Origin of the sequence: Clostridium sp. C1 (assembly GCF_018223625.1) — a bacterium.
In the GTDB taxonomy this organism is placed as follows: domain Bacteria; phylum Bacillota_I; class Bacilli_A; order Erysipelotrichales; family Coprobacillaceae; genus Allocoprobacillus.
Genome location: NZ_CP073631.1, coordinates 1,817,045 through 1,828,962 on the forward strand (window position 1 = coordinate 1,817,045; position 11,918 = coordinate 1,828,962).

Consider the following 11,918-nt stretch of genomic DNA (forward strand, 5'->3'; position numbering starts at 1 on the left):
TAAATCTACCACTTCTTTTATTTTTTTATGAAAATTGATAAATTTGTATTGTTTTCCTTATATTTCCTTCTTTTTTATTGGGTGAAGGAATATTTATGAGTCCTTTCCTTTTCTTCATTCTCGCTAATTTGCCTAAATTATGGCAGCCAAAAATAATCAACGATTCCTGTTGATTTTTCTTTAGTCCTTTTAATCTTGTGAATCTTAGTCCATGCTTTTCTTTGCAATCTGCATAGACTCTTTCTATCGTCTCTTTTCTTAGTGGATAGATATCTTTCCATTCTGGTGTATATCTGTTCTCATCTGCTATTTCTCTATATTCCTCCCATACATGTCTTGTGATGACCTTCTGATGATTTTTGCTCTGTGTACATTTCTCTAAAATGGACATCCTTCACAGTCCTTTGGATTTGATTTGTATTCCCTGTATCCTGATCTGTTTGTTGTAGTATATTTCAAATCCTTGTTATTGGGGCATATATAAATATCCAACTTTTCATCATAGACATATTCATATTTCTTGAAGTATCCTTTTTTGTCATGGGTCTTTTATATGGCATATATGCTCTGATTCCATCTTCTATGATTTCTCGACATATTGCTGGTGTCATGAATCCTGCATCTAAACTGATGTTATGTATTAAATCTCCATAGGTGTTCAACAGCTTTCTATATGCATCATGAAAAACAACACTATCGTGCTGATTGCCTGGTGCCACTGTATTATGCAGTACAAATCCGTGTCTATCACAGAATGTTAGATTTGTATATGCAAAGCATTTCTGTTTTTCTCCCTTATGAAAGCATCCGCTTTCCGGATCTGTCTTGCTTACCTTTATTGATTTTGTTCCTTTTCCTTCAATGAGTTCACCTGTTTCTTCGTCATATGCAAGTTCTATATCCTTTGTTTCCTTTATTGGCTTTTTCTCATGGGCTTTTCTATCCTTGTTGATTTCCTCCAGAAGTTCATCGTCATAGTATTTCTTTACTATTTCTACAGCCTTATTTTCATGTTTTCTATTATTGGCATTGGCCTTTCGATGTGTTCCATCTCCAAATACCGTATCAAGATCCACAAAATCATATGCGATGGCTTCTTCAATAATTTTTTTGAAAATCTCATCGAAAACTTCAGAATCTCCATATCTTCTGATGTAGTTCTGTGACCATGTTGAGTAGTTTGGAACCTCATCATCAATGGACAACCCTAAAACCATCTGTAGGCAAGGTTCACCTTTGTTTCTTCACATGTTCTTCTCATGGAATGAATACTAAATGCAAAGTTGATAAAAAGCATTTTAAAAAGTACCACCGGGTCAATACTTGGTCTGCCAAAAGAACTATATAAAGGTCTAACGAGAGGATATATGAAATTCCAGTCAATAGCTTCTTCAAGCTCTCTTACCTTGTGATCCAATGGTACTAATTCATCTATAGTACTCAAAATCAAGCTGTCATTTTTTCGATTGTTTAAACATGTCATTGCCATAATATTTTACCTCCAAATATGCATTTACATTATACCATATTTTCATGATATAGTGGTAAAATAAAAAGTCGTGGAGCCTCAAAATTTGCATATTTGGAACGAAGTCATCCACGACAATAGATATAATACCATATATTTTTCTATTTGAAAACTAAAAGCTGTTGACTTTTTACTTTGTCAACAGCCTGAAAACCTGATAATAAATCAGGTTTTTTACATATATAAACATTTAATCATGATTTTGATAAATCACAGTATAATGATTTGAGTTATCTAAATGGTATTGTCGTATTTCTCGAATATGATGATTTGAATTGTCAATTTCATATAGATATCCAGAATTTTCACCCGATAATAAAGAATAATACGCTTCGATTCTATAAATACCGGGTTCTATTTCTTCTAATTTTGCTTCTTTAAAATATCCCATTGAAGTTCCTGAACTCATTTCTATGACAATCTGTTCATTGAAAACTTGAACATCTTCTTGCTGAACTTCAACAAGATAAGTTGTTTTCCAATCTAAAAAAAGTAAAGCAACAATCAAAACAAATAAACCTATAATCAAATAGACAATCTTTTTTGCTTTTAACATTTTCATCCCTCTTTATCTACATCATACTTAACAATTCTTATATACGATTTTTCCAATATTGCACTACTGAAACTTCAGGATGTTCATGATCCCAATGAGCTTCATGTCTTTCAAAATAACCAATAACTTGTCCCTTGACTCTTACAGGTACAAAAAACTCTCTTTCTCCAGTTTTCTGATTGAGTGTTTCAAACATTTCATCTTCCCCTTGATCAGCTCTTTGTAGAAAATCTTCAATCTTTTGACGAGAATTTTCATTATGACAACAAAATAAACTTTGTCCAACTTGTACACGTCCAGCATATCTTTCTTTAGCCACTTTATTCATATATCGTACAATATGATGGCGGTCAACAAAAACAACCTCGTAAGCGTAGGCATCTAAAATACCAGCTAAAATGTCAAATGTGATTTCCATTCTTCTTCTCTCCTTTCATATGCTGCCAATAACATAACAAACTAACCAGACTAAACAAAGCCCCTAACAACATAACCCACTCAATTTTTTGATTTCCGGCAACTCCAAAACTCATATTTGTAAAAACACCAACCATATTCATAATCATCGAATAAATAGAAAGCATAGTGACTCTTAAATGACTCTCAACCATGTGATTCATTATAGATTGTGATAAGGGTGTATACAACGCTTCTACAAAAGTTAGTATAAACACACCTGCAATGGATAACCATGCAATATGATAAAATCCCATCACTAGACACGATAAGAAACAAAGACTTATTAATCCCATCATTAATTGTTTTTCTTGAATATATTGAGCAAGTTTTCCAAGTATTGCACCACAAAACGGAATAAAATTCATTAATATAGCTAACCAGCCAAAATAAATCATAGGAATATGACTTGCTTTCCATTGGATTTGATTATAAAAAACACTTATTGTATGTGTTGTTTCTAATATAAAAGCAGTAGAAATCAAAAATAATATGATTCTCTTTTGTTTCCATAAATCTGAAAATAAACTTCTCAAATGGTGTGAATTTTCTCGCTTTTCTACCGGTATATCATTCAAGAAAAAAGATAAACCAAAAGCTATCAAATAAGGAAAAATGGTCAAAAACGCTGCTTTTTCTACATCTTGAATCCACAATGAAAAAGTCAGTGATGCTATCATCATACCAGCAACACCACAGGCATGATAATAACCAAAGATACGTGGATTCTCCATTTTTCCAGTTGATAAATATAAAAATGCACTGTCACAACCCGAAAGTCCAGAAACTGTTAATGCAAGTAAAATTCTTTCTAATAAAAACATCCAAAAGCTATAAGCCTGATAAAAAATGATTTTAGATACAAAATACAATCCATAACATGATATAAGTGTTTTCTTATAGCCAAAACGATCACCTACATATCCCATAGGGATTTCTAATATAAAAACAAAAATTGAAAAAAAGCTTTCAATCAGTCCCATTTCCACTAAAGACAAACCATGACTCTGTCTATATAAAGTAGCTATAGAGCCATAAAAAACCATTCCTTGCAGCCATTCAATCGCAAACAAGAGATAGATATTTCTTTTATTCATAAATAAAATAGTCCTTTCTTCATATGATAAAAACATCTACATAAAAATGTAGAAAAATATAAATTTCATTTTGTTTTTATCAAATTAAAAAAAGCACCATCTCTATCCCTCCATATATTTTATTATAGTATAATCCAACATATCAAAGCAACAATTTTGTCATTTCAAAGACAACATTCTTTTTTTCATGTATAATAGAAAACGAGGTGAAAACAATGCAAATCATAACGGGTTTAAATCAACATTATAAACGCAATCATATCATTCAAAAATATGTTCAAAAAGCCAATCAACATCCTTTTCATCAATATATTTATATATGTGACAATCCCCATGTCATTGAACAATATTTTTTTCAATATACTCATTGCTTAGTCAATATTCAAATCATGACATGGAAGCAATATTTAAAACAACTTCAAGTGCAATACCATCTGACAAAACACCATCTTGTTTCTTCCATTGAAGCGACTTATCATTTAAGACGTATCTTAAAAGAAGAAAGTTTTCATTGTTTTGATATGGGTCATCCCCTTCCTTTTATTAAGGAACTCTTTCCACTCATCAAAGATTATGAACGTTATCAGATAAATTATCCAACAATAAATCATGAAAAAATTGATGATTTTATGCATATCTATCATTCATTTCTACAATCATTAGATAATGAAACACATCTGACAATGGAAAGTATCTTTAATCATGTAAATTTTACACATCATGATACTTTAATCATTGAAGCTGACTCCCTTTATATGACACAGTCCCAAAAACTGATTGAACGTCTATCCAAAACATGTGAAGTCATCTGTTTATATACTTATCAGGATGATGAACGTCTATTTAACTTACCATATCAATCTTTCTGTCAAGACAGTCATATCATTGATCAGCCAAATATCTTGACTAACCATCTTTTTGATTATGAGCCTGTGCCTCAGCAGGACAATCATCATATGTATACATTTGTGGCAGGAACACCTTATCAGGAAATTCAACGTGTTGTTTATACTATTTATCAAAAAGTTGTAGATGAAAAGAAACACTTTCGTGATTTTACAATCATTTATCCTCAACAAAGCTACCGAGATGATTTGCTTTATGTCTTAGATTCCTTACATATTCCTCATTCATTACCACATCAAAAACAACGTCAATATGAATATAGCTATCAATGTATTTTACAACAGCTCCAACAATCTTCAAGTTCCTGCTTTCATGATATAGCGATGGAATTATTAACTTTAAATCTTGATGCTGATTATATCCATTATTTCAATGAAATTTCTGAATTAAAGGGACATATAACACCTGAAGAATTCAAAGAATTCTTTCAAATGACATTTCCTCAAACTATTCAAAGTTCAGAGAAAAAACAAGATGAAGTTCATGTCTGTATGATTGGTGAAGAAAGCTATTTTCCTCAAACCCACCTTTTTATATTAGGAATGAATGAAACCATTCTTCCTCAAAGTATAAAAGATACAGCCTTATTATTAGATGAAGATATTGAATTATTAAGAAAGCAGCAAATTTCTTCCCCTCTCACAACAAGTGAATTATTAGGAATTCATCAAAATCATATTTTGAAACTTCTTTCTACTCCTTATGATACATTAACCATTTCCTACCCTATGACATCTTTAACTGGAGAAACACTTTTACCATCTTCACTCTATAAACAATTAACGAATATGTTTACTTTTCAAAAACTTCCTGCCTTAAAGTTTTTACCTATCGAAGACTTTTATGTACAGGGAGGACAAAGTTCTGATAAATATATCTTAAACAAGCATATTGCTCAATATCAGGCAACAAAAAATCAGCCTGTACAACTCCCTATAGATTTGGCACAAAATCTATATAGTTCCTATCTTTCTGTCAGTCAAATTGAAACATATAATAAATGTCCTTTTCTCTATTTTATTCAATATGGTTTAGGTGTTTTTCCACCACAGGAACAAAAATTAATGCCTAATGAATTAGGTTCGTTGATTCACTATGTTCTTTCTATGACGATTGATCAAGAAAAAGATATAAATCATCTTGTTGATCAATATATTCATGATCATGACATTCTCCAACAAAAAATCAGCCAACAGCCATTAAATCAATTCTTTATTGAACAATTAACAGATGATTTACATATGACTTTAAAGGTTTTAAAATACTTTTTAAAAACTGGACATTTTCAAGTGGAATATAAGGAAAAGAAAGTTCAAGACCAGATTCATGATATTGCTTTTAAAGGGTTTGTTGACCGTATTGATACTTATGATCATTATGTTTCTATCATTGATTATAAGTCCAGTGCCAAAAATATAGATTTGAATCTTGCGATGCAGGGATTTCAAATTCAAATGCTTATCTATCTTGACATGGTCACAAAAATGACTCAAAAAGATCCCGGTGCTGTTTTATACTTCAATACCAAAAAACGTATTTTAAGTGTGCAACAAAATATGAATAAACCTATTGAAGAAGATGAATGGATGAAACAATATCGCTATGGTGGTTATGTTATTGATGATGGAAGTCACCAAAGCTTATTAAATTTAGATCCCACTTTTGATAAACGTTCATCACTTATTCCTGTCACCTATGTCAAAAGTAAAGATGAGTATAAAGGACAGATATTAACGATAGAACAGCTACATATCTTATTTGATAAAATCAGTGAGCATATCTATGAACTGTATCAACATATGATGGAAGGACATATTGAAATTGCACCTAAGGGTAGTGATCAAAAAGCAACACATACCCTTGTTAATCCTTGTTTTTACTGCCCATATCATAGTGTTTGTAGCTTTGATGTCTTTTATAATGATTATCAGCTTGTTGAATTTTTAGATGTTGATTTCATACTTGGAGGTGAAGAAGATGCCATTTAATGCTGGTCAGTTAAAAGCAATCCAACAAAGAAATTCTTCAATATTAGTCAGTGCTCCCGCTGGAAGTGGAAAGACGAAGATTCTTGTCAGTCGTATTATCGAACTTTTAAAAGAAGGTTATGAAATTTCAGATTTTTTAGTTGTGACATTTACACAGGCTGCTGGTCATGAAATGAAACAGCGATTAACTGAAGAACTCAATACGCTTGTATCTTCTCCTATTGATGAAAAATTAAAAAACCACTTACAAAAACAATTATTTGATCTTCCCCATGCTTATATTACGAATTTTCATGGTTTTTGTAATTTATTACTGATGAAATATGGTTATTTAATTGGCATTATGCCTGGTTTTGAAATCAATAGTGATCCGACAATGATCAAAAAAGAAGTCTTACAGGAATGTTTGAATCAATGGGTTCAAGACCAGCATATTCGTGATTTCCTGACACTTTATTTTCCCGGATATTCTTTAGATGATTTTCAAACATTACTTTTATCTATTGATAATATTTCACATTCCATTGATCATTTTTATGACTTTATTGATCAGATGAAAACTTCTTATTATGACAATTTGTCTTCTTTAGAAGATTGGCCTTTATTCCCTTATTTAAAAAATATTTTTTATGATGAATTAACCATGGCCATGAATAAATTAATTGAATTACAGATTTTCTGCGAAGACAATCAGCTCATCGACTTTTATGAAAGACCCGATGAACAAACAGAAAGAAATCAATTGTTAAAAGTGCCTTTTGAAGCCTACTATGATTATATAGATGAACGTCTACAGGCATTATCACATTCTATGACTTATGATACATTTGTATCTTTAATGAATGCCTCTATAGATAAATCTTATAATATGTCATGGAAAGAGGTTGATCCTCAAGTCAAAAAAGAATTTACGAAGATGAAAAGTGCTGTTTTATCTTCCTACCAAAAAGCCTGTCAGTCTTATTTAGAAGAAGATAGTCAAGACTTTATCAAAAAATTACAGATCAGCTCTCAAGTGATAGATATGTTGCTTTGTAAAGGTCAACTTCTAGACCAATTTCAACAGGCTTATCAACAAAGAAAAAAAGAACTTAATCAATTAGATTTTGCAGATTTGGAAAATTATACACATCAGTTACTTTTACCTGAATATGGTGTTGTTGATATTTTGTATCATCGTTTAAAAGAAATTATGATTGATGAATATCAGGATACCAATCAAATACAGGAGTCTTTAATTGCTTTAATTGCTCAATATCAAGAGCCATTCATTCCATTATTTATGGTTGGAGATATGAAACAATCTATTTATCGTTTTAGACAGGCTGATCCTCAAATCTTTTTAGATAAATATAATCGTTTTTCTTTATCAGATGAAGAATGTCTACAAAGTCAAACAAGAAGAATTGACCTTGTCTTTAATTATCGTTCTTCAAAGATTGTTTTAGATTCTATTAACTATATTTTTAATCAAATCATGGATAGTCAAATTGGTGGTTTAGAATACTATTTAGATGACAGTGCCCGTTTAAACTATGATTATGATGGAAAAGAAGGTGGTCATCAAAAAGAAGCACGAGAACGATTCTTTAAAGATGATATGAAAAAAACAGAAATATTAATTGATATTTATGATCCTGCATCATCTTTGGATAAAGATCAGTATGAAGCACATATGGTAGCACAAAAAATATTGAAATTAAAAGAATCAATGACTTTAGATGGTCGTTCTGTATCTTATAAAGATATGGTTGTTCTCATGCGTTCCACTGTTTCTTTCTTAACTTTTAAAAAGGTTTTTGACCAATATCACATTCCTAATCATATTGTATTATCACAAGGATTCTTAAAAGCCAACGAAATAGAAAACATGTTAACATTTTTAAAGGCTATTGATAATCCCTATCATGATATTGCCTTATTAAGCGTCATTACACAGCCTTATACATGTTCTTATATTCCATTAGATAAAATTGCTCAGTTAAAGATTGACTACCCAGATAGATCTCTTTACGAAAGATTACAGCTTTGTGATGATGAACAGATTCAAAATTTCTTATCTATTTTTGAAGAATTAAGACGTTTTGCTTACGAAAATTCACCTTATGATATTTTAAGAAAGATATATGAATTGACAGATTATCCATTATTTGTTTGTCAGTTAATCAATGGTGAACAAAGAAAAGCCAATCTCCAGCTTTTATTAGAACTTGCGAAAAACGCTCAACAACAATATCCTTATCTTCATGATTTTATGGAAATGATGGAACAATCTTCAGATGTCGCTCCAGCTATTGTTGCATCGCAAAATGATGATTATGTTGAATTTATGACAATACATAAATCAAAAGGTCTTGAATTCCCTATTGTTTTTGTCTGTCAGACACATAAACAATTCAATACACAAGACAGTAAAGAACGTTTTATGATTGATAAACAGTTAGGAATTGCGATTAAGCCTAGAGTATATGTTTCAAACGAACAATTTGGGCAAATGACTGTCGAATATGATAATTGTTATCGTAATATGATTGCCAGACATCAGTTAGATGAATCAATTAATGAAGAAATGCGTATTTTATATGTCGCTTTAACACGTGCTTCACAAAAACTGATACTAACGGGTGTTTTAAAAAGTATAGATGAAATTAGAGATACGATGAACAAACTCATTATCAATGAACATCCCGATATTTATCATAAAAAAGGAGCCGAACATGTTTTACTTTATAATCGTATACGTAAAACAAATAATTATCTATCTTGGATATTAGCAGCTGTATGTCGTCATCCTCAAATTCTTCATCAATGTCTGGATATACCAGAATTAGCTGATTTAGCACAAAAGCTGCAAAAATATCATTTTGAAAAGTATCTGATTTTTGACTCTACAGAACACGCTATGTTTTCATTATCACTGACAACAGATCAGGAACTTGAAAAGAATATCATTTTGACAGCTCATCAGAAAAACAATCTTGATAATCAAACACAGCAATATTATCAAAATTTTCAATATCCTTATGATACAACCAACCCATTAACACTTGCTGTGACAAAACTTCCTCATGTTCATGACAATGATTATTCTATTATAGCTGATGGAAGTGAGAATATAACACTGAGTGCCAGTGACAAAGGAACACTCGTTCACTTGCTTTTAAGTTATCTGACTTTTGAACATGATGACATTAAAACATTGATACAACAGCTTTATGATGAAGCTTTAATTGATGAAACCGGTCGAGACATTTTATATGATTATCAAAAACAGATACAAGGATTTATTGATAGTCCATATTACCAGATGATTCAACAGGCAAGTCATATTTATAAAGAAAAACCATTTTCTTACTATGACGAAACACTCCAACAAATCATTCATGGTATTTTTGACCTTGTCTTTGTATATCATGATAAAATCTATGTTTTGGATTATAAGACAGACCGTATCAAGAAAGAAAGCACTAATCAACAACTGATTCAAAAACATCAAGTACAATTAGATTATTATAAAAAAGTTTTAAAAGATATGTATCATCAAGATGTTCAAGCCATTGTTTATTATTTACATATTGCACGTGGTATTGAATTTTAAAGGGTCTGAAATTCAGACCCTTTAAAAATATCTTCTTCTTTTGTTTCTAAATGAATATTTGTATGTCATTGTATAACGGGGATGATTTTGGTAAAGCATATATAATCCTACACATTCTAAAGGAATAGACAATGCTAAAATGATTGTCAGATCTGGTAAAATCAATAAATGTGGATTCAACATACCAAGCAAAAAACTAACAATAAAGATAAAGATTGTAAAAATCTTACCCAACTTCATTAAAACCGTTCCCTCAGCTTTTTTAAGATTCAAAAATTCTATTCCTATCAATAATCCTACTACAAAAGCTGTCAAAGTCTTTGCAATCAATGCACTCTCCATAAAACCAACACAAACCAATATGATATAAGGTATCATCATTCCTAAAATTTTATTCATAAATAACATCCCGTCCTTTTTTATCATTATAATTGACATATCTTGTCGTTTCAAGTCAAAGATTGGAAAATATATAATACTGTTAAACAGACAAGGATAATTGACTGATTTCATTCACATTGAATCATTCATTTTTCATTGATATAATATGTATAGATATTACAATTTAATGGAGGAAATCAAGTATGAAAGATTCAAGTCTTATCACAATCATTGGTTTTATAATGTATATCATCTTATCTATAATAGATAAGTTTATATATACTGTTCCCAATATCATTTACATCCCTATTGGCATTTTAAGCATCATCTTTGTTTTAATGGGGTCTTTTATCAATCTAAAAAGTAAGTGAAAATAGAAAAGCGGTGGTTATTTCAATCAGCCGCTTTTGTATACTCAAATCAAGATTAGCATCATTGTTTAAACAATCTATCTATATTTCATTTTCAATACAACATACTTTATTTTTCAACTCATGATAACTTATATTTTCAATAATATAATGAAAGACACTCTCAATTTGTATTTCACTACATGACTCAATCCAAAGACTATCTTGATGATATTTTTCCTCAATAAGTTTCTTAGCACTTTCTAATTTTCCTCGCTTTATACCTTCTTCTCAGTTTCGCATCATTCTACTTTCAATAAGCAATCTTTCTTGTTCAATCCCATAACTTTTAATCATTTCTTCATCACTTTGAATAAATTTTTGATGCATATTCATAACTTCTTCAACCAAACTATTTAACTCACTATAAGAATGTGGTTGATTATGTGTAAATAAATAATCCAATTGTTCCATTATATGTAATGGCTTTAAATTCCTCCTTCAATAACTGTAAATGCAACAATATTGTTTTGACTTTTTCACCATTATAAGTTAATTGTCTATGAATATCACCTTTTTATATCACATGATAATAATGAGAAAAAGACTTTATAGGTTTTACTGTATAAAAAATGAGCTGATATACATTTTTAAGATAGATATAATTCAGTCCCATCTGTTCTTGATAATTAATTCATCTTTCACTATATCTTAAAAAACGAATTTCATCTTCTAACTGAATGTCATAATTATTCATTTCAAAATCATATAAACGTCCATGATCATCTTCCACAACAACATCAAGAATTAATTTCTTATTTTGATAAGAACTTTTAAAAGTTTTACTATTTCTAACATATGTCTTTTGAATCGTGTTATCCCCTGATATATACTGGCATAAAAACATCTTAGTCTAGAACTATAAATCAAAAGATAGTGAAAGAAATAATCGTATTTGAACTGATAAATCTTTTGTTGACATTGATTACACATATATAGAGTCCTCCTTGTTATTACCCTTCTACTTCTATATACGCAAAAATCATGTCATTTTTCTT

The 11,918-nt window shown here is 30.3% G+C and carries 8 protein-coding genes and 1 pseudogene; 2 read left to right on the forward strand and 7 right to left on the reverse strand.

The annotated features are described in order from the left end of the window. Nucleotides 1-121: 121 nt before the first annotated feature. From KEC48_RS09810 to KEC48_RS09825, 4 genes and pseudogenes are all read right to left on the reverse strand, one after another. A pseudogene (locus tag KEC48_RS09810) lies at nucleotides 122-1,483 on the reverse strand (IS1182 family transposase); the annotation flags it as partial. Between the two features lie 235 nt (nucleotides 1,484-1,718). Further along, entirely contained in the window at nucleotides 1,719-2,084 is a 366-nt protein-coding gene (locus KEC48_RS09815) for a hypothetical protein (RefSeq protein ID WP_087359547.1), read from the reverse strand. Nucleotides 2,085-2,121: 37 nt separating this feature from the next. Continuing rightward, the gene (locus KEC48_RS09820; RefSeq protein ID WP_211962102.1) at nucleotides 2,122-2,502 is read right to left on the reverse strand and encodes a PAS domain-containing protein; all 381 of its coding nucleotides are present in this window, start codon (nucleotides 2,500-2,502) and stop codon (nucleotides 2,122-2,124) included. Further along, nucleotides 2,486-3,637 carry an MFS transporter gene (locus tag KEC48_RS09825; RefSeq protein ID WP_211962103.1) on the reverse strand — a complete coding sequence of 384 codons (1,152 nt, stop codon included), beginning with the start codon at nucleotides 3,635-3,637 and terminating at the stop codon, nucleotides 2,486-2,488. Before KEC48_RS09825 ends, KEC48_RS09820 begins: the two co-directional genes overlap by 17 nt. 215 nt (nucleotides 3,638-3,852) lie before the next feature. Here KEC48_RS09825 and KEC48_RS09830 point away from each other — a divergent pair, with 215 nt between their 5' ends. Together KEC48_RS09830 and KEC48_RS09835 are read left to right on the forward strand one after the other, a co-directional pair. Further along, nucleotides 3,853-6,531, forward strand: coding sequence for a PD-(D/E)XK nuclease family protein (locus tag KEC48_RS09830; protein ID WP_211962104.1), 2,679 nt, complete (start codon nucleotides 3,853-3,855; stop codon nucleotides 6,529-6,531). Further along, nucleotides 6,521-10,129, forward strand: a complete 3,609-nt coding sequence (locus tag KEC48_RS09835; protein ID WP_211962105.1) for a UvrD-helicase domain-containing protein — start codon at nucleotides 6,521-6,523, stop codon at nucleotides 10,127-10,129. The genes KEC48_RS09830 and KEC48_RS09835 overlap by 11 nt, the downstream gene beginning before the upstream one ends. Before the next feature lie 21 nt (nucleotides 10,130-10,150). Here KEC48_RS09835 and KEC48_RS09840 read toward each other — a convergent pair whose 3' ends face one another. The 3 genes from KEC48_RS09840 to KEC48_RS09850 all read right to left on the reverse strand — a co-directional run bounded on the left by KEC48_RS09840 (nucleotide 10,151) and on the right by KEC48_RS09850 (nucleotide 11,853). Then, a complete protein-coding gene (locus KEC48_RS09840) occupies nucleotides 10,151-10,528 on the reverse strand; it encodes a hypothetical protein (protein WP_211962106.1) in 378 nt (125 codons plus the stop codon). A 623-nt stretch (nucleotides 10,529-11,151) separates the two neighbouring features. Next, nucleotides 11,152-11,334 carry a hypothetical protein gene (locus tag KEC48_RS09845; RefSeq protein WP_087357098.1) on the reverse strand — a complete coding sequence of 61 codons (183 nt, stop codon included), beginning with the start codon at nucleotides 11,332-11,334 and terminating at the stop codon, nucleotides 11,152-11,154. 333 nt (nucleotides 11,335-11,667) lie between these two features. Next, nucleotides 11,668-11,853, reverse strand: a complete 186-nt coding sequence (locus KEC48_RS09850) for a hypothetical protein (protein WP_211962107.1) — start codon at nucleotides 11,851-11,853, stop codon at nucleotides 11,668-11,670. Between the last annotated feature and the right edge of the window lie 65 nt (nucleotides 11,854-11,918).